The sequence below is a fragment of the Amycolatopsis iheyensis genome (assembly GCF_024703995.1).
GTDB classification, from domain to species: Bacteria; Actinomycetota; Actinomycetes; order Mycobacteriales; family Pseudonocardiaceae; genus Amycolatopsis; species Amycolatopsis iheyensis.
Window position 1 is genome coordinate 221151 of the sequence record NZ_JAMXQV010000013.1, and the last position, 18736, is coordinate 239886.

The window sequence follows — 18736 nt, forward strand, 5'->3', positions numbered from 1 at the left end:
TCAGGCTTCGGCCGGGAGCGCGGCGGTGACCGGGAGCGGCGCCGAGGCGAACACCTCCGGCGGTTCCGGGAACAGCTTCACCAGCACCGGGTACGCCACCGCCGCGGTCGCCAGGGTGACCAGCAGGCTGATGTCCACCCCACCCGCGATGTCGCGCAACGGTCCCGCGATCATCGGCGTGTTCGCGCACAGCAGGCCCAGCGTCGTCGCGGGGATCCAGGCCGCCATCGCGCGCCAGTTCACCCCGCGGGCGAACCAGTACCGCCCACCGCGCCGGCCCTCGTTGAACACCTGCAGGTCCGCCACGTCGTAGAAGCCGCGCCGCTGCACGAAGCCGATCATCATGATCACCATCCACGGCGACGTGCACAGCACGATCAGCGTCGCGAACGCGTTGATGCTCGACACCATGTCCAGCACGAAGTTGCCGACGAAGATGAACGCCACGCTCAGCGTCCCGATCAGCAGGGTCGCCTGGACCCGCGACAGCCGCGGGAAGATCGAGCTGAAGTCCAGGCCCGTGCCGTAGAGCGACGTCGTCCCGGTCGACAGGCCGCCGATCAGCGCGACCACGATCAGCGGAATCGCGTACCACAGCGGGGAAATCGCGGTCAGGCCGGTGATGTAGTCCGCCGGGTCCGCCACCAGCGTCGCGGTCGCGATGCCGAAGCCGAACGGGAGCAGCGTCGCCACCTGGGCCAGGAACGGCGCGGTCAGCAGCGAGCGCTTGCTGAACCGCGAAGGGATGTAGCGTGCCCAGTCGCCGAGGAACGCGCCGAAGCTGATCGGGTTCGCCAGTGCGGTCAGCGCCGCCAGGGTGAACGTCGGCCAGAACGTGCCCAGCGCGTACGTCCCGGTGCCGCCGTAGCCCGGGTCGAACGAGCCGCCGTAGGCCACGATCCCCAGCAGCATGATCACCGTGCCGAGCACCACCGCGACCCGGTTCACCAGCAGCATGAACCGGTAGCCGTAGATGCAGACCACGAGCGTCGCGATCGCGATGACGCCGTAGGCGACGCCGCGCAGCACCGCGCCGCCGTCGAAGCCGAACAGCCGCTGCGCCGCGCCCGCCACCGCGTCGCCGCTGACCCAGACCGAGATCGCGAAGAACGTGATCGCCGTCAGCAGCGACAGGAACGACCCGACGCACCGCCCGACCACGCCGAAGTGCGCGCCGGACGACACCGCGTTGTTGGTCCGCGTGCGCGGCCCGAACAACGCCATCGGCGCCAGCACCAACCCGCCGACGACGACGCCGAGCGCGGTGGCCAGCGCCGCGTCGCGGAAGCTCAGCCCGTACGCGATCGGCAGCGTGCCCAGGATGATCGTGGCGAACGTGTTCGCGCCGCCGAACGCCATCCGGAACAGGTCACGCGGGCGCGACGTCTGCTCCTCCGGCGGGATCGGGGCGATGCCGTTGTGCTCGACCTCCGTCACGCGCGCGCTCATGCGAACCTCGTCATGACGTGCTTGACGCGCGTGTACTCGGCGAAGGCGTACGCCGAAAGGTCCTTGCCGTGGCCGGAGTGGCCGAACCCGCCGTGCGGCATCTCGGCGACCAGCGGGCCGTGCGTGTTGACCCACACGCAGCCGAAGTCCAGCTCGGCCGACACCCGCGCGGCGACGCCGAGGTCGTTCGTCCACACCGACGACGCCAGCCCGTACGGGACACCGTTGGCCAGCGCCACGCCGGTGGCTTCGTCCGAAAAGGACTGAACCGTGATGACCGGCCCGAAGATCTCCTCCTGGACGAGCTCGTCGTCCTGCCGCAGCCCCGAGACCACGGTGGGGGCGAAGTAGAAGCCCGCCGAGCCGTGCCGCGACCCGCCGGTTTCGATCCGCGCGTGCGACGGCAGCCGCGTGATCAGGCCCTCGACGCGCGAGAACTGCGCCGCGCTGTTCAGCGGCCCGAAGTCGACACCCGGGGTCTGCGCCGCGGCCGCCTTGGCCAGCGCGGCGACGAAGCCGTCGTGGATCGACGCGTGCACCAGCACCCGGCTGCCCGCGGTGCAGTCCTGCCCGGCGTTGTAGAACGCCGCACCCACGATGCCTTCGGCCGTCGCGTCGAGGTCGACGTCTCCGAACACCAGCAGCGGCGCGTTGCCGCCCAGCTCCAGGTGGGTGCGCTTGAGGTCCGCGGCCGCGACGGTGGCGACGTCGATGCCCGCGCGCGTCGAGCCGGTGATCGAGACGAGGTCCGTGCTCGGGTGGCGCACCAGCGCGCGGCCGGTGTCGCGGTCGCCGGTCAGCACGGTGAACGCGCCCGCCGGCAGGAACGCGGCCGCGACCTCGGCCAGCAGCACGGCCGTCGACGGCGTCGTCTCGGCCGGCTTGAGCACCACGGTGTTGCCCGCGGCCAGCGCCGGCGAGATCTTCCAGACCGCCATCATCAGCGGGTAGTTCCACGGCGCGATCTGCGCGCAGACACCGACCGGCTCACGGCGGATCACCGACGTGTGACCCGGCGCGTACTCCCCGGCGGCGGTGCCTTCGAGCTGCCGCGCGGCGCCCGCGAAGAACCGCAGCGCGCTCACGGACTCCGGGATCTCCTCGTCGAGGACGACCGAGCGGATCTTGCCGGTCTCGCGCACCTCCAGGTCCGCGAACTCCGCGGCCCGCGCTTCCAGGGTGTCGGCGATCTTCAGCAGCGCCAGCTGCCGCTGGGCCGGAGTGGTGCGCCGCCAGACCGCAAACGCTTGCGCGGCGGCCGCCATCGCGTTGTCCACATCGGACTGCCCGGCGATCGGGCTGGTGCCGAACACCTCGCCGGTCGCCGGGTCGGTCAGGTCGAGCGTGCGGGTCATGCCTTCTCCAGGTGGGTCGGCGCGAACAGCTTCAGCAGGACGGGCAGGACGACCACGGACGGCCCCGGCGTGCGCAGCGCCTTCGCCAGGTCCGCGCCGACGGTGTCCGGAGTGGACAGTGTCGCGGCCACGCCGAACGACTCGGCCAGTGCCACGAAGTCGGGCCGGGCCAGCTCGGTGGCCGTGGTGTGGCCGAAGGCGCCGGTGAGGTACTCGCGCAGGACGCCGTAGCCGCCGTCGTCGACGACCAGCCAGGTGACGTCGAGGCCGTGCTGCACCGCGGTGGCCAGCTCGGCGACGCCGTACATCGCGCCGCCGTCCCCGGACACCGCGAGCGCCGGGCGGCCGGCGACCGCGCCGCCGAGCGCGCCCGGCAGGCCGTAGCCCAGCCCGCCCGCGCCCTGCGCGGTGTGGATCGGCGCGCCCTCGGGATTCCACGCCGACCAGGCCCAGTACGCGGCGATCGTCATGTCCCAGAACGTCTGCGTGCCTTCGGGCAGCGCCCCGCGGATGTCGTCGATCAGCTTCCGCTCGACGGCCAGGTCCTGACCGTCCAACCGGGACTCGACCGCGGCGAGCAGCGAGGAAACCGCGGCCTCCGCCCGGCCGTCGGAGGCCCGCATCGGCACCCACTCCAGCAGCGCCTGCAGCGTGCGCCGGACGTCGGCGTGGATGCCCAGCGCCGGGTAGTTCGACTCCAGCTTGCCGAGGTCGGCCTCGACCTGGATCACCCGGCCGCGCGGGGCGAACTCGCGGTAGTTGCTGGACAGCTCGCCGAGGCCGGAGCCGAGCACCAGCAGCACGTCGGCGTCCGCGAGGAACTCCGTGGTGTGCCAGTCCTCCATCCAGGAGCGCCCGGACAGCTCGTGGTCCCAGCCGAAGACGCCCTTGCCGCCGAACGTCGAGACCACCGGCGCGCGCAACGCCTCGGCCAGGGCCGTCAGCTCGGCGTGCGCACCGGAGCGCAGGGCACCGCCGCCGGTGAGGATCACCGGGTTCGACGCGGCGGCCAGCAGGTCGGCCGCCGCGGTGACCAGCTCGGGCAGCGGTTCCAGAACCGGGGGAGTCGCCGACACCGAGGTGATCGGCGGGATCCCGGCCGGGCCGAGCAGCACGTCCTGGGGGATCTCGACCCACACCGGGCCGTAGGGCGCGGTCGCAGCCGACGTCCATGCTTCGCGCAACGCCGTAGGAATCTGGCTCGCGCGGCGCACGACGTGCACCGACTTCACGACGTCGCGGAAGCTCGCCTGCTGGTCGGGCAGCTCGTGCAGGTAGCCGTGCCGGCCGCCGCCGAGCCCGGGCACCGGGACCTGGCTGGAGATCCCGAGCACCGGCACCGACGCCGCCCGCGACTCCTGCAGGGAAGCCAAGGTCAGCAACGCACCCGGGCCGGTCGAGACGATCAGGGGCGTCACCGGCACCGGGCCGTCGGGGTCCGCCGCGAGCCGCGCGCGGGCGTGCCCGTCGGCGGCGAAGGCGAGGTTGTTCTCGACGCGCCCGCTGATCACGCGCACGTCGTCGGCCCGCCGCAACGCCTCGAACAGGCCCAGCGCGTGCTGCCCCGGCAGGCCGAACACCGTGTCGGCGCCCAGCGCCCGGAGGGTTTCGACGACGACGTCGCCACCGATGCGGGTCATGCGTTCTTCTCCAAGGCCAGCAGGCTCACCAGGTCGTAGGCGACGTGGGAGGCCGCGATGGCGGTGATCTCGGCGTGGTCGTAGGCCGGGGCGAGCTCGACGACGTCCGCGCCGACCAGGTTGAGGTCCCGCAGGCCGCGCAGGATCTCCAGCAGCTCGCGGCTGGTCATGCCGCCGGCTTCCGGGGTGCCGGTGCCGGGCGCGTGGGCCGGGTCGAGCACGTCGATGTCGACCGAGACGTACAGCGGCCGGTCGCCGATGCGCTGGCGCAGCGCGTCGACGGTCTCGGCGACCCCGCGGCGCAGGACGTCGCCGGAGGTGACGATGCCGAAGCCGAGCCGCCGGTCCTCTTCGAGGTCACGCTTGCCGTACAGCGGGCCGCGCGTGCCGACGTGCGACAGCGCGCTCGTGTCGAGGATGCCTTCCTCGGACGCGCGGCGGAACGGGGTGCCGTGGGTGTACGGCTCGCCGAAGTAGGTGTCCCAGGTGTCGAGGTGCGCGTCGAAGTGCAGCAGGGCCACGGGTCCGTGCTGCTTCGCCGCCGCGCGCAGCAGCGGCAGCGCGATGGTGTGGTCGCCGCCGACGGTCACCAGCCGCGTCCCGTTCGCCTGCAGTGCTTCGGCTTCCTGCTGCAGGGTTTCGATCGCTTCGCCGATGTTGAACGGGTTGACCGCGATGTCCCCGGCGTCGACGACCTGCTTCGCCTCGAACGGCGAGACATCCAGCTCCGGGTGGTACGGCCGCAGCAGCCGGCTCGCCTCGCGCACCGCCGCCGGGCCGAACCGCGCGCCGGGCCGGTAGGACACCCCGGAGTCGAAGGGGACGCCGACGACGGCGACGTCCGCGTGCTCGACCTGGTCGATGCGCGGCAGCCGCGCGAAGGTCGCGAAACCGGCGAACCGGGGGACGCGCGACGAGTCGAGGGGTCCGATGTTAGGCACTGCTGGGCTCCTGTTCCCGGGTCTCGGTGGTGGTGTCTTCGCCGGCCAGGCGGCGGGTCCAAAGGGAAAGAATCGCGTCGGCCGTGCGGGGCGTGGCGAAGCTGACGGCGAGGTACACCACCAGGCTCGCGCCGAGGCCCCAGTAGATCGGGGTGTTGGCGTCGACGCCGTCGATGATCATGAACGCGATCACGAACACCGTGCCGGCGATCATCGACGCGTACGCGCCCTGCCGCGTGCCGCGCTTCCAGAACAGCGCGCCGACGATCGCCACCAGCAGCCCGCCGACCAGGATGTCGTAGGCGATGGTGAGCGCGTTGACGACGTCGTCGACGATCATCGCGATGCCGATGGCGAGCAGGCCCAGTACCAGCGTGGCGATCCGGTTGCGGCTGACTTCGCCGCCCTTCTTCAGGCCCAGCTTGGTGAGCAGGTCCGACGTCGTGGTGGTGGAGCAGGCGATCAGCGCGCCGCTCGCCGTCGACATCATGGCCGAGAGCGCGGCGGCCAGCACCAGGCCGCGGACGCCGGTGGGCAGCAGGCGCTCGACGATCGTCGCGAAGGCGTCCTGCGCGCTCGCGAGGTCCGGGTAGAGCGTGTGCGCCGCGGTGCCGATCAGGGCGCCGGCCAGGCCGTAGACCAGGCAGTAGACGCCGGAGGTGATGCCGCCGGACGTCGCGATCGCCGGGGTGCGGGCGGTGAACACGCGCTGCCAGATGTCCTGGCCGATCAGCAGGCCGAAGGTGTAGATGACGAAGTAGGTGATGATCGTGTCGGTGCCGATCGAGGTGAAGCTGAAGAAGCTCGCGTCGAGCTTCTCGCTCATCCCGCTGAAGCCGCCGGCCGAGCTGATCGCGACCGGCAGCAGGATCGCCAGGATGCCGATGGTCTTGATGACGAACTGGGCGATGTCGGTGAGCGTGATCGACCACATGCCGCCGAGCACCGAGTAGAGGACCACGATCGAGCCGCCGATCGCGATGCCGGCCCAGTTGGGCAGGTTGAACAACACCTTGAAGATGGAGGCGAAGGCGAGCGTCGAGGTGACCGTCAGCATCAGGGTGTAGCCCCACATGACGACGCCGGACACCGCGCTGGTGCGGCCGCCGTAGCGCAGGTCGAGCATCTCGCCGACGGTGTAGACCTTCAGGCGCACCAGCCGCCGCGCGAACACGGCGTGCAGCACCAGGATGCCGACGCCGATGCTGACGACCAGCCACATGCCGGAGATGCCGTAGGTGTAGCCGAGCTTCACGCCGCCGACGGTCGACGCGCCGCCCAGGACGACGGCCGACATCGTGCCGGAGTACATGAACCAGCCGAGCCGCCGCCCGGCGACGAGGTAGTCGGACTTGGTCTTCGCGAGCCGGAGCCCGTACCAGCCGACCCCGAGCATGCCCGCGATGTACAACGCGATCACGGCGTAGTCCCCGGTCACGGCGTCCTCCTTGCTTCGGTGCTGTTCGGGTCACCGTAGGTTCGCCCGCCACCCCGTCGGCATGGGATGATTCGTCTCCATGTCGACACGATCGGGGATGAGATGACCCATTTTCTGGAGTCGCTGTCCACGGAAGTGAATGTCCCGTTACGGGACGTGGTCGGCAACCGGGAGCTCGCGCTCGAGGTCGTCCGGGAGACGCTGCGGCCGGGTGCGCTGGACGCGCCGGTGCGCTGGGCCCACGTCAGCGAGCTGCAGGACCCCGCGCCCTACCTGGTGGGCGGCGAGCTGATCCTCACCGCGGGGGTGAACCTGCCGGCGGAGGTCGACCGGTACGTGCGCGGGCTGCGCGACGCCGGGGTGACGGCGCTGGGGTTCGGGCTCACCCCGACGGTGTTCGAGACGCTGCCGGAGCCGCTGCGCCGGGCGTGCGCGCGGCACGGGCTGCCGCTGCTGGTGGTGCCGTCGCGGACGCCGTTCCTGGCGGTCAACCGGGCGGTTTCGGTCGCGCTGACCGAGGCGGGCCAGCGGGAGCAGCGGCGGATCACCGCGGCGCGGGAGGCGTTGACGCGGGCCGCCGGGAACGGGCTGAGCGAGCTGACGTCGGCACTGGCGGCGCGGCTGCGGTCGTGGGTGGCGCTGGTGGGCGCGGGGGACGTCCTGGCCTCGGCGCACGACGCGCCGGCGCCGCTGCCGCCGGAGGTGCGGGAGCTGATGGCGACGGTCCGGGCGGGCAGCGGCATCCGCAGCGCGACGACCGAGGTGGGCGGCAGCTTCGTGGTGGTCCAGCCGGTGTACCCGCAGGCGACGGCGTCGCACCTGGTGGTGGTCGGCCGGTCCCGGCGGTTCGACGGCGCGGACCGGGCGATCCTCGCGGTCGGCGCGGCCCTGCTGGGCTTGGTCGGCCGCGCGGGGTCGGACGCGGCGGAGCTGGGCGCGGCGGCGACGGACCTGCTGCTGGGCCGCACGTCGGCCCAGGGTGTGGCGCGGGCGGTGCTGGGCTCCGGCGTCGCGTGCCTGGTGGCCGGGGCGGCCCACCGGCGGGGTCCGGACGAGGTGGCCCTGCGCCCGGACTGGTTGCGGGCCCGGCTGGACACGCCGCTGGTGTCGATGCGCCCGGGGCCGTCGTTCGCGGCGATCGCGGGTTCGGCGCCTTCGCCGTCGTTGCTGGAAGACCTGCGTGCTGCCGGGTGGCTGACGGCGGTCGGCCCACCGGTGCCGGCGGTCCGGCTCGCCGGCTCGGCCGCGGAGGTGGAGCTGCTGCTCGCGCGGGCGCAGGCGCTCGGGCGTCCGGTGGTGGCGGGCGGTGGGCCGTGGGACTTCGACGCGCTGCTGGCCCCGGACGCGGCGGCGGGGTTCGCGGCCCGGGCGTTGGATCCGCTGGTCGCGCTGGACGCGGCGGGTGACCGCTCGCTCGTGCGCACGCTGCGCGTGTGGCTGTCCCACCACGGCGCGTGGGAGCCGACCGCGGTGGAGCTGGGGGTGCACCGCAACAGCGTCCGGCATCGGATCACGCAGGTGGAGCGGGCGCTGGAGGTGGATCTGGCGGATCCGGAGGTGCGGATGCGGCTGTGGTTCGCGCTGCGCTGGGCCACACCGGAAACACAAAGTCCTTAAAGGGCACTCTCAGGAAAATATGGGATTGTGGGCTCGTGCGAGTTTTGGTAGTCGAGGACGAAGAACCCCTGGCCGACGCGATCGCTCGCGGGCTGCGCCGGGAAGGGATGGCCGTGGACGTCGCGCTCACGGGCGACGACGGACACGAGAAGGCCGCCGTCACGCGGTACGACGTCGTGCTGCTCGATCGGGATCTGCCCGGGATGTCCGGCGACGAGCTGTGCCGGGAGATCGTCGCGTCCGGGGAGCTCACCCGGGTGCTGATGCTCACCGCGAGCAGCTCGGTGTCCGATCGGGTGGACGGGCTGTCGCTGGGCGCCGACGACTACCTCGCCAAGCCCTTCGCCTTCCCCGAGCTCGTCGCGCGGGTGCGGGCGCTCGGCCGCCGGGCCACGCCGGCCGCGCCGCCGCTGCTCACGGCCGGGGACGTCGAGCTGGACCCCGCCAAGCGCACCGTGCGGCGGGCGAGCGGGCCGGTCGAGCTGACCCGCAAGGAGTTCGGGGTCCTCGAGGTCCTCCTGCAGGCCTCCGGATCCGTGGTCAGCAGCGAGGAGCTCCTCGAGCGCGTCTGGGACGAGAACGCCGATCCCTTCACCACGACCGTCCGGGTCACCGTCATGACGCTGCGCAAGAAGCTCGGCGAGCCGGGGATCATCGAGACCGTCGTCGGCTCGGGCTACCGCGTTCCGGAGCCCGGCGCACAGCGCGCGTGAACCTGCCGGGCACCCGCAGCCTCCGCGCCCGGATCACCCTGCTGGCGACCGTCCTGGTCGCCGCGGTCAGCCTGCTGCTGCTCTGGCTGGCCTGGACGCTGGTGCGCGACTCGCTCGACGCCGTCCCGCAGATGCCGCCGGGCAGCACCGTGGTCGTCGACGGCGTCACGGTCGACGCCTCGACGCTGGCCGAGCACCTGCGCGTGCACGCCCGCAACCAGATGCTGCTCTTCGGGTCGATCTCGTTCCTGCTGGTGGTCGCGGCCGCGGCGATCCTCGCCTGGACGTTCACCTCCCGCGTCCTGCTGCCCCTGCGCGAAATCACCGGCACCGCGCGGCGGCTGTCGGTCGAGTCGCTGGGGGAGCGGATCGGGCAGGTGCGCCCGCGCGACGAGCTGGCCGTGCTGGCCGAGACGTTCGACGACATGCTCGACCGGCTCCAGGCCGCGTTCGACGCGCAACGCCACTTCGTCGCGAACGCGAGCCACGAGCTGCGGACGCCGTTGTCGGTGATCCGCACGGAGCTCGACGTCACCCTCGCCGACGACGACGCCGACGAGGCCGAGCTGCGGCGGATGGGCGGCGTGGTCCGCGACGCCACCGAACGGGCCGGGCAGCTGGTCAACTCGCTGCTGCTGTTGGCCCGGACGGACGGCGCAGGCCTCGGCGTGCGCGAGCCGGTCGACCTGGTGGTGGTCGTCGACCGGGCCTGGCGCGCGGCGCGCGTCGAAGCGGAGAAGCACGGGATCCGGGCGTCGTTCGCGACGGCGCCGGCGCCCGCGTTCGGCGACCCGGCGCTGCTGGAGCGGATCGCGGGCAACCTCCTGGAGAACGCGGTCCGCCACAACGTCGAGGGCGGCTGGCTGGAGGTCACGACGCAGCCGGGACCGCAGTGGTCGACGCTGCGGGTGCGGTCCTCGGGCGGGCTGGTGGACCCGGCAACGGTGACGGAGCTGTTCGAGCCGTTCCGCCGAGCCGGGGTGGCCCGCACGGCCCGGCACGGCGCGGGCTTGGGCTTGTCGATCGTCCGCGCGGCAGTCGCGGCCCACGGCGGCAGCGTGACCGCGGAGCCGATCGTGGGCGGCGGCCTCGGCGTGACAGTCCACCTCCCCGTCCGGTAAGCAGTCTGCCGCGGCTGGTCGTGAGTGTTTAGGGCGGTTCTAACCGCCCTAAAAACTCACGACCGGGGGGGGGCGAGGCCGGCGCGGAGGACGCCCGCCGCGTGGATCATGGCCGCGCGGGCGTCCGGGTCGATGCCGACGCGGTTCGCGAAGCCGTGGAGCTGACCTTCGTGACGTCGGTGGACCAACGGGACTCCGGCTGAAGCGAGCCGGCGAGCGTACGCCTCGCCTTCGTCGCGGAGCAGGTCGAAGCCGCATGTGGCCACGTACGTCGGCGGGAGGCCGTCGAGAGTCTCGTCATAGGCCACCGAAGCGCGCGGATCGGTGTAGGAAGCCGGATCTCGCAGGTATTGGTCGCGATACCAAGCCCATTCGTCGCGGTCCAGCCGGAAGCCCGAGCCGAACTGCCGATGCGACTCCGACTCCCCGAGCGCGTCCGTCGCCGGGGTCAGCAGCAGGCTGAACGCCGGGGGCGGCAGCTCGCCGCGGGCCGACGCGTGTGCCACCACCGCCGCCAGGTTGCCGCCGCTGCTGTCGCCGCCCACCGCCAGCCGCGCCGGGTCGACGCCGAACTCCGCCGCGTGCGCGACCACGTGAGCGAACGCCGCGACCGCGTCCGAAGCCGCCGCCGGGAACGGGTGCTCCGGCGCCAGCCGGTAGCCGATCGACACCACCCGCACGCCGGCTTCCTCGGCGAGCAACCGGCACGCGCCCTCGTGTGTGTCCAGGCTGCCGAGCACGAACCCGCCGCCGTGGAAGTACACGATCGCCGGCCCCGGCGCCGGGAGGCCGGCGGGTTGGTACAGCCGCAGCGGCAACCGGCCGCCGGGCCCCGGCCACGACGAGTCGCGCGTGCGCACCCCCGGGCTGATCCCGGCGCCGGCGAGCGCGCCCGCCAGGTTCAGCTCCGTCCGGGCGCGCGCGAGCTCCCCGTTCTGGTGCGGCGCGTCGAACGGCGCGAACCGCGACACCCGCATCAGCACCTGGGCCGAAAGCACCGGCTGCCGCCCGTCGACCACCACCGGCCGGCCCGCGAGCACGCGCAACACCGGCGACGGCAACCGCAGCAGCCACCGCAACCCGGTCATGATCGACCGGACGAGCAGCACTCTCCCGTTCAGCACACGTCCACGAAAATCGGGTTCGCGTACATCCACAAGTCTTCGAACGGGTTCGCCTGCCCGATTACGTCCGGAGTGGGCTCCGAAGTGCCGTTCGTCCCGCGTACCCGCAAGTAGAACGGCGAGCGCACGTTCCGGACGGTGTGCCGGAAGACCACCTGCCGCCCGGGCGCCCACCGCGGCTCGAACGACTCGGCGACCTTCGTGCCCGGCGCCGTCATCGTGTCGGGATCGGTCACCGGGCCGGTCACCGGGCCCGCCACGACGTCCAACCGCGCCAGCCTCGGCACCGAACCACCGCCGTTGGGCCGCGAAGCCAGCCGCGCGGAAACCACCAGCGTGACGTCCGAACCGCGGCGCACCCGCAGCCGACCACCCAAGGTCGCCGCCGCACCGCTGCCGTACGCGCCGACTTCGAGCGACTGGACCAGCCCGCCGTGCACGCCCCAGACCCGCCCGGCTCGCAGACCCTCGAGGACGCCTTCGAGGCTTCGCCGCTTCGCGCCGACGTACGTGCGGCTGAACTCGCCGGGGTAGAAGTCCGCGTACGGCGGAACCAGCTGCGGGACGCCGCTGTCGACCGGGTCCGGGTACTTGCCGTGCGTGTCGTACCAGTCGTCGGCCACCGGGGGTCGCACCAGCGTGTCTCCGCGGTTGTAGTGCGAGTCGGAGTTGGTGGTGACCGACCACGGCTTGCCCTCGGCGAGCAGCGAGTCCCAGAGGCCGCCGACCTTCGCCGTCGCCCAGTCCCAGCCGCCGAACGTCCGGTACGCCTCGGCCGGGAAACCGGGCCAGGAGTTCGCGCCGGGGCCGTTCGCGTAGCCGCCCCGCGCGCCGCCGTTGCCGAGCGGCTTCGGGAAGCCGTCGGCCTGCGCGCCGGGCGCGCCCTCCATGCCGATGACGATGTCCGGCGCGGCGTCGCGGTAGGCCCGCAGCTCGTGCGGCGCGACGCGGCCGTTGCGCAGCGGGTGGTTGATCAGCACCACCGGCGCGTGGATCCGCCGGGCGCGTTCTTCGTCGGCGAGCCAGCGCAACGCCCGCAGCGCGAGGGCCTCGTTCGCCGGGCTCGACGCCTCGGAGTTCGTCAGCCGCCAGTCGAAGGTCCGCTCGAACTCACGCAGCTTCGCCGCCTGTTCCGAACCGGCCTGGAAGAACACCGTCGCGTGCTCGGCGCCCGGGACGTTCCACTCCATGCCGTGCCACAGCAGCAGGTCCGGGTACTTCCGCCGGGCGGCGCGGAAGTCGGCCTCCGTCGGCTCGACGGACACCTTCTCGTGCTCGGCGTGGCCGTGGTCGGTGAAGACGATCCAGTCGGTGCCGTGTGCCCGCCCGCCGCGGGCGATCTGGTCGATCCGGTACATCGCGTCGTAGGAGTACTGGCTGTGCGTGTGGTGGTCGCCCACCAGCCACTGGTAGCGGCCGCACAACCGGCTCACGTCGATGTCGGAATCGGGGATGGGGATGCCCGCGGCGGCGGCCGCGAGCCCGGCGCCCTTGAGGAACCGGCGTCTGTCGGTGGTCACGCGCGGACGCTAAGCCGCTGGAGTGAACGGACGGTGTCCCGGCGGCCAACTGTGCTGTGATCTTCGACGTGGAGGAGAAACCGCTGGTCCGCGTGGTCGTGCCGGCCGTCGCGCTGGCGCTGGCCGCCGGCGTGGGGCTCGCGTTCGGGATCGCGGCCTTGCAGCGCCCACCGGACCTGCCGGTCGACACGAACCCGGCGCCCCTGGCCGGGCACACGCTGTGCGCGGCGGTCGTCGTGGTCTTCGCCTCCGACGCCGAAATGCGGGCCGGGGCGCAGGCCCTGCACGACGACCCGAAGGCGCGGCGGGTGTTCGTCGACCCGCCGTCGGTCTCGCTGCTCGCCGTCCCGGGCACCGACCTGAAGGCCTGGGCCCGGGAACTGCACGCCCGCTTCCGGACGGCCGAGCGCGTGACGGTCATCGACGCGGACGCGACGGCGGCGCAGCTGAACCTCACCGCGCCGCCGCCGAAGTGCCCTCGTGAGGGCGAGTACTAGCTCGCCGGGACCGAAGCGACGCCCGGGGCGAGGAACGGCTTGCCGTTCACGCGCTCGGACACGCCGGAGCGGTCCAGGTACGGCGTGATGCCGCCGTTCCAGAACGGCCAGCCCGCGCCGAGGATCAGGCACAGGTCGATGTCCTGCGCCTCGGCGACCACGCCCTCGTCGAGCATGATCCGGATCTCCTCGGCGATGGCCGACAGCGCCCGGTCGCGCACCTGCTCCGAAGTGGACGGCCGGTCGCCCTGCGTCCACAGCTCGACGACCTCGGGGTCGGCCGACTGGTTGCCCTGGGCGTCCCAGATCCAGACGCCCTTCTTGCCCGCCTTGACGAACTTCGCGAGGTTGTCCGACACGGTGAACCGGTCCGGGAACGCCTCGTGCAGCGTCTCGCCGACGTGCAGCGCGATGGCCGGGCCGACGAGCTGCATCAGCGTCAGCGGTGTCATCGGCAGGCCCAGCGGTTCCAGGGCCTGGTCCGCGACGTCGAACGGCGTGCCCTCGTCGACGGTGACCAGCACCTCGCCGAGGAAGCGCAGCAGCAGCCGGTTGACGACGAACGCGGACGCGTCCTTCACCAGCACGCTGGACTTCTTCAGCTGCTTGCCGACCGAGAACGCCGTCGCCAGCGACGCGTCGTCGGTCCGCTCGCCGCGGACGATCTCCAGCAGCGGCAGCACGGCGACCGGGTTGAAGAAGTGGAAGCCGACCACGCGCTCGGGGTGCTGCAGCTTCGAGGCCATCGCGGTGATCGACAGCGACGAGGTGTTCGTCGCGAGGATCGCCTCGGGGGAGACGTGCTGCTCCAGCTCGGCGAACACCTGCTGCTTGACACCCAGCTCCTCGAACACGGCTTCGATGACGAAGTCGGCGTCGGAGAACGCGGCCTTGTCGAGCGAGCCGGAGACCAGCGCCTTGAGCCGGTTGGCGCCGTCCGGGGAGACGCGCTTCTTGGCCAGGAGCTTGTCGATCTCGTCGTGGACGTAGCCGACGCCCTTGTCGACGCGGGCCTGGTCGACGTCGGTCAGCACGACCGGCACCTTGAGGCGGCGCACGAACAGCAGCGCGAGCTGGCTGGCCATCAGGCCGGCGCCGACGATGCCGACCTTGTTCACCTTGCGGGCCAGCGACTTGTCCGGCGCGCCGGCCGGGCGCTTGGCGCGCTTGTTGACCAGGTTGAACGAGTACAGCCCGGCACGCAGGACGTCGGACATGAGCAGCTCGGCGAGGCCGTCGGTCTCGGCCGCGTACCCGCGGTCCAGGTCGTTCTCGCGGGCCAGCTCCAGCAGCTCGACGGCCTTCGTGGCGCCCGGCGAGGCGCCGTGCGTGCGGCCGTCCACAATAGACTTGGCCCGGGCGATGGCGGCGTCCCACTCGGAGCCGCGGTTGATTTCCCGGCGCTCCGGGGTGATCTCGCCGTTCACCACGCGAGCCAGCCACAGCAGCGACTGCTCCAGGTAGTCCGCCGAGTCGAAGACCGCGTCGACGATGCCGAGTTCCGCGGTCTTCTTGACGTTGAGCATCTTGTTCTGCGCCAACGCGTTCTCGATGATCACGGTGACGGCGGCGTCCGGGCCGATGAGGTTCGGCAGCAGCTGCGTGCCGCCCCAGCCCGGGAACAGGCCGAGGAAGACCTCGGGGAACGCGATCGCGGCGGTGTTCTCCGAGAGCGTCCGGTAGTGGCAGGACAGCGCCAGCTCGAGGCCGCCGCCCATGACCGCGCCGTTGATGAACCCGAACGTCGGGATCTCGGTTTCGGTGAGGCGGCGGAACACGTCGTGCCCGGTCTGGGCGATCTCGCGCGCCAGCTTCGGGTCACTCACCGATTCCACACCGGACAGATCCGCGCCGACGGCGAAGATGAACGGCTTGCCGGTGACGGCGATCGCGGCCGGCGCGGCCTCGAAGGCCTTGTCCAGCGCGGCGTTGAGGGACACCAGACCCTGCGGGCCGAAGGTGTTCGGCCGGGTGTGGTCGTGGCCGTTGTCGAGCGTGATCAGCGCGACGGGCCTCTCGAGCCCGGGCACCTTCACGAGCCGGGTCGTCGCGACCGTGACGACCTCGTCCGGGAACGCGCCCTTCGCCTCTTCTACGGTGAAAGTCATTACTTCGCCCCCTCGAAGGCCGGGTTCTCCCAGATCACGGTGCCGCCCATGCCGATGCCGATGCACATCGTGGTCATGCCGTACTGAACGTCGGGCCGCTCGGCGAACTGGCGGGCCAGCTGCGTCATGAGCCGGACGCCGGACGAGGCCAGCGGGTGGCCGCACGCGATCGCGCCGCCCCACTGGTTGACGCGCGGGTCTTCGTCGTCGATGCCGAAGTGGTCGAGGAAGGCCAGCACCTGCACGGCGAAGGCCTCGTTGATCTCGAACAGGCCGATGTCGTCGATCGACAGGCCGGTGCGCTTGAACAGCTTCTCGGTGGCCGGGACCGGGCCGATGCCCATGACCTCCGGCTCGACGCCGGCGAAGGAGTAGCCGACCAGCCGCATGGCGACCGGCAGGCCCAGCTCGCGGGCGGTCTCCTCGTCGGCGAGGATCGAGGCGGTCGCGCCGTCGTTCAGGCCGGCCGCGTTGCCCGCGGTGATCCGGCCGTGCGGGCGGAACGGCGTCTTGAGGTTCGCGAGGGTTTCCAGCGTGGTGCCCGGACGCGGCGGCTCGTCCTCGGTGGCCAGGCCCCAGCCCAGTTCCTTCGAGCGGGTGGCGACGGGGACCAGCTCGGGGCCGATCTTGCCGGTCTTGACCGCCTCGGCGTAACGCTCCTGGCTGCGCGCGGCGTAGGCGTCGGTGCGCTGCTTGGTGATCGCCGGGAAGCGGTCGTGCAGGTTCTCGGCGGTCTGGCCCATGACCAGCGCGGTCGGGTCGACGAGCTTGTCGGCGATGATCCGCGGGTTCGGATCGACACCCTCGCCCATCGGGTGGCGGCCCATGTGCTCGACGCCACCGGCGATGGCGATGTCGTAGGCGCCGAAGCCGATGCCGGACGCGGCGGTGGTGACGGCGGTCATCGCGCCGGCGCACATGCGGTCGATGGCGAAGCCGGGCACCGACTTCGGCAGGCCGGCGAGCAGCGCGGCGGTGCGGCCGATGGTCAGGCCCTGGTCGCCGATCTGGGTGGTGGCGGCGATGGCCACCTCGTCGACGCGCTCGGGCGGCAGTTCGGGGTGCCGCCGCAGCAGCTCACGGATGGCGTTGACGACGAGGTCGTCGGCGCGGGTCCCGGCGTAGATGCCCTTGTCGCCGGCCTTGCCGAAGGGGGTGCGTACCCCCTCGACGAAGGCGACGTTTCGCACGCCCCGCGCGTTCGGCGCGAGCGGCGTTGCTGGTGCGGCCACGAATGCTCCATGGAAGTAGACGTCTGTTAGCCGCACGATAGCCCTTGTTACCCACGGGTAACCAGTGGAGTGGCCCGGTCGAGTGGGCTACGGCACACTCTTGGGCGTCAGGGTCTGCCCCTTCACGAGCCACGCGACACCGAACGCCCACACCGCGGCCGCCTCCAGCCACAGCGCCGGGTGCCACTCCGGCACCAGCCGCAGCCAGCTCGTCAGCGCGATCAGCACCAGCGCGGCCAGGATCACCGCGCCGCAGACCCGGTAGATGACCCCGACGCCCGGCGGCTGCTCGCCGTCGTGGGGGAACAGGCGCAGGCAGAAGTAGGCGAGGGACAGGAAGAACACCGCCGCGAACGCCAGGTGCAGCACGCCCGAGGTCCGGTCCCACGCACTCACGTCGTGGTCCGGCGTCGTCGGGAAGAGCGCGAGCCCGATCGCGCCCAGACCGGCCAGCGTGCTCACGATGTTGTCGACGTAGTCGTGGCCGTAGTACGCGAGCAGGAACACCCCGGCCGCGCACATCGCGCCGACGAAGACGTTGCGGAGATCGGTGTAGTAGTACGCGCTGAGCGAGCCGGCGAGGTCGCCGCCGTCGACCAGCTGCTTGCCGAAGATCAGCACGAACGGCAAGGCCAGCCCGATCAGCCCGATGGCGCGCCGGAGGAACAGGTACGAATGCACGAGTGGGGTCTGGGTCGCCGTCGTCATGGCTGCCTCCGGGGTCTCACCAGGGTCATCGGCGGTTTGGTGCCCCGGGAGGAGCGTTGTTACCCGACGGTCGCCCAGATCCTCAGCTGATCGTTACGGAGTTCCGCGAAGGCGCCGTCGTGGTGGGCGATCGGCGCGAAGCCTTCGAGGAGCCCGGCCCGGGCGCCTTCGGCGGGGTCCCAGACCTCGAGCCCGGCTTCGGCGGCGACGTACAGCAGACCGCCGTGGGCCCACATGCGGCCCTTCGGCCCGGCGAACTGCCCGATCAGCCGGCCGGACGCCGCCGCGCGCAGCTCGACGCCGTCGAGCGGCGGTCGTTCGGTGCCGAGGCCTTGCAGCGCAATGGTTTCCTCGTCCAGCCAGGCCATCGGCTCGTCCCAGACGTCCCCGCGATCGGCCAGCTGAGGCAGGTTCCGGTCGCCCGCGAGCCACGCGGCGCAGTCGATGACGAGCGGGATCCCGACCGGGTGCCAGGCCCAGCCGTCGACGAGCAGCGACCGGCCGGACGGGCTCGGCAGCAGTGCGCCGAAGAAGTAGCCGGAATCGTCCGCGTGCTCGGTGAGCAGGCGCCCGGTGGCCGCGTCGAAGACGTCGAGCCGGTCGCACGCGGTGGCTGCGGCGAACCTGCCCCCGTCGAGGAACGCGAACGGGTAGCGCGTCCATTCGTTGTCGTCCCAGTCCCGGTCGAGGTCGAGCACGGTGACCCACTCGGTCAGGTCCACGACGGTTCCGTACTGCCCGTAGTCCGAGACGACCGCCGCGAACCGGCCGTCGGCCGAGGCGTGCAGCGCGGGACCGCGGGGCCGGTCCGGGCGGTCGAACCGTTCGACGTCGCGTTCCTCGGCCGGCTCGACCGGCCCGAGGAGCCACTGGTCTTCGTCGTCTATCCGGACGAAGCCCGCCTGGGTGAGCGCGAGCCAGCCCCCGGGCACGGGGACGAGGCACCGGTCGTTCAGCGGGGTCACGGGGCAGGGCCGGGTCGTCCAGGTGCCGGGCAGCTCCCGGTCCCGCAGGAGGACTTCGGTTGTGCCACGCCGGCCGAGGTGCGCCAGCTCCTCGGCCCGGTCGAAGCAGCCGACGCACGCGTCGAGCAGCTCGGGCTCCTTCGTATCGGCACACTCCTGGCACAGCAGGTCGAACCGGGCCCCGCGGCCGGTGAACACGCGGAAGCAGGCCGGTCCGTTGTCGGTGGTGAGGTGGGCGCAGACGCGCGCCCCGGCGGCCGGGGCGAGATGGCCGCACGGAGAAACGTTCACCTGCCCAGTATCCGGGC

The 18736-nt window shown here is 72.2% G+C and carries 15 protein-coding genes; 4 read left to right on the top strand and 11 right to left on the bottom strand.

Going from position 1 to position 18736, the window contains the following annotated elements; translation table 11 throughout:
- Genes M8542_RS24890 through M8542_RS24910 form a run of 5 tightly spaced genes read right to left on the bottom strand, consistent with a single transcriptional unit; the run spans window position 1 to window position 6823 of the window.
- Complete coding sequence (locus M8542_RS24890) at window positions 1–1449, bottom strand: purine-cytosine permease family protein (protein WP_257922642.1); 1449 nt, start codon at window positions 1447–1449, stop codon at window positions 1–3.
- Window positions 1446–2804: an aminobutyraldehyde dehydrogenase gene (locus M8542_RS24895; protein WP_257922643.1), complete on the bottom strand. Its 1359-nt coding sequence runs from the start codon at window positions 2802–2804 to the stop codon at window positions 1446–1448. Before M8542_RS24895 ends, M8542_RS24890 begins: the two co-directional genes overlap by 4 nt.
- Window positions 2801–4444 carry a thiamine pyrophosphate-binding protein gene (locus M8542_RS24900; protein WP_257922644.1) on the bottom strand — a complete coding sequence of 548 codons (1644 nt, stop codon included), beginning with the start codon at window positions 4442–4444 and terminating at the stop codon, window positions 2801–2803. Before M8542_RS24900 ends, M8542_RS24895 begins: the two co-directional genes overlap by 4 nt.
- Complete coding sequence (gene speB, locus M8542_RS24905) at window positions 4441–5385, bottom strand: agmatinase (RefSeq protein ID WP_257922645.1); 945 nt, start codon at window positions 5383–5385, stop codon at window positions 4441–4443. The genes M8542_RS24900 and speB overlap by 4 nt, the downstream gene beginning before the upstream one ends.
- Entirely contained in the window at window positions 5378–6823 is a 1446-nt protein-coding gene (locus M8542_RS24910; protein WP_257922646.1) for a sodium:solute symporter family protein, read from the bottom strand. The genes speB and M8542_RS24910 overlap by 8 nt, the downstream gene beginning before the upstream one ends.
- A 102-nt stretch (window positions 6824–6925) precedes the next feature.
- On the opposite strand from M8542_RS24910, the gene M8542_RS24915 reads away from it, so the two are divergent.
- The 3 genes from M8542_RS24915 to M8542_RS24925 are packed head-to-tail and all read left to right on the top strand — an operon-like array spanning window position 6926 to window position 10274.
- The gene (locus tag M8542_RS24915; RefSeq protein ID WP_257922647.1) at window positions 6926–8440 is read left to right on the top strand and encodes a PucR family transcriptional regulator; all 1515 of its coding nucleotides are present in this window, start codon (window positions 6926–6928) and stop codon (window positions 8438–8440) included.
- A gap of 35 nt (window positions 8441–8475) precedes the next feature.
- Window positions 8476–9153 (top strand): response regulator transcription factor, encoded by a 678-nt coding sequence (locus M8542_RS24920; RefSeq protein WP_257922648.1) that lies wholly within the window; start codon window positions 8476–8478, stop codon window positions 9151–9153.
- Window positions 9150–10274, top strand: coding sequence for a sensor histidine kinase (locus M8542_RS24925; RefSeq protein WP_257922649.1), 1125 nt, complete (start codon window positions 9150–9152; stop codon window positions 10272–10274). The genes M8542_RS24920 and M8542_RS24925 overlap by 4 nt, the downstream gene beginning before the upstream one ends.
- Window positions 10275–10330: 56 nt before the next feature.
- On the opposite strand, the gene M8542_RS24930 is transcribed toward M8542_RS24925, so the two are convergent.
- Both M8542_RS24930 and M8542_RS24935 read right to left on the bottom strand, forming a co-directional pair.
- Window positions 10331–11398 (bottom strand): alpha/beta hydrolase, encoded by a 1068-nt coding sequence (locus M8542_RS24930; protein WP_257922650.1) that lies wholly within the window; start codon window positions 11396–11398, stop codon window positions 10331–10333.
- Window positions 11392–12918, bottom strand: coding sequence for a twin-arginine translocation signal domain-containing protein (locus M8542_RS24935; RefSeq protein WP_257922651.1), 1527 nt, complete (start codon window positions 12916–12918; stop codon window positions 11392–11394). The genes M8542_RS24930 and M8542_RS24935 overlap by 7 nt, the downstream gene beginning before the upstream one ends.
- A 68-nt stretch (window positions 12919–12986) precedes the next feature.
- On the opposite strand from M8542_RS24935, the gene M8542_RS24940 reads away from it, so the two are divergent.
- On the top strand, window positions 12987–13415 hold the full coding sequence (locus tag M8542_RS24940) for a hypothetical protein (RefSeq protein ID WP_257922652.1): 429 nt from the start codon (window positions 12987–12989) through the stop codon (window positions 13413–13415).
- On the opposite strand, the gene M8542_RS24945 is transcribed toward M8542_RS24940, so the two are convergent.
- From M8542_RS24945 to M8542_RS24960, 4 genes are all read right to left on the bottom strand, one after another.
- The gene (locus M8542_RS24945; protein WP_257922653.1) at window positions 13412–15523 is read right to left on the bottom strand and encodes a 3-hydroxyacyl-CoA dehydrogenase NAD-binding domain-containing protein; all 2112 of its coding nucleotides are present in this window, start codon (window positions 15521–15523) and stop codon (window positions 13412–13414) included. The genes M8542_RS24940 and M8542_RS24945 overlap by 4 nt on opposite strands.
- Complete coding sequence (locus M8542_RS24950) at window positions 15523–16713, bottom strand: thiolase family protein (protein ID WP_257922716.1); 1191 nt, start codon at window positions 16711–16713, stop codon at window positions 15523–15525. Before M8542_RS24950 ends, M8542_RS24945 begins: the two co-directional genes overlap by 1 nt.
- A gap of 129 nt (window positions 16714–16842) precedes the next feature.
- On the bottom strand, window positions 16843–17463 hold the full coding sequence (locus M8542_RS24955) for a DUF998 domain-containing protein (RefSeq protein ID WP_257922654.1): 621 nt from the start codon (window positions 17461–17463) through the stop codon (window positions 16843–16845).
- A gap of 59 nt (window positions 17464–17522) precedes the next feature.
- Window positions 17523–18719, bottom strand: coding sequence for a hypothetical protein (locus tag M8542_RS24960; protein ID WP_257922655.1), 1197 nt, complete (start codon window positions 18717–18719; stop codon window positions 17523–17525).
- Window positions 18720–18736: the final 17 nt, after the last annotated feature.

What these genes read in the sequence shown, in the direction of transcription:
- M8542_RS24890 (WP_257922642.1), bottom strand. Translation starts at nt 1,449, where the DNA reads ATGAGCGCGCGCGTGACGGAGGTCGAGCACAACGGCATCGCCCCGATC.
- M8542_RS24895 (WP_257922643.1), bottom strand. Translation starts at nt 2,804, where the DNA reads ATGACCCGCACGCTCGACCTGACCGACCCGGCGACCGGCGAGGTGTTC.
- M8542_RS24900 (WP_257922644.1), bottom strand. Translation starts at nt 4,444, where the DNA reads ATGACCCGCATCGGTGGCGACGTCGTCGTCGAAACCCTCCGGGCGCTG.
- M8542_RS24915 (WP_257922647.1), top strand. Translation starts at nt 6,926, where the DNA reads ATGACCCATTTTCTGGAGTCGCTGTCCACGGAAGTGAATGTCCCGTTA.
- M8542_RS24945 (WP_257922653.1), bottom strand. Translation starts at nt 15,523, where the DNA reads ATGACTTTCACCGTAGAAGAGGCGAAGGGCGCGTTCCCGGACGAGGTC.
- M8542_RS24955 (WP_257922654.1), bottom strand. Translation starts at nt 17,463, where the DNA reads ATGACGACGGCGACCCAGACCCCACTCGTGCATTCGTACCTGTTCCTC.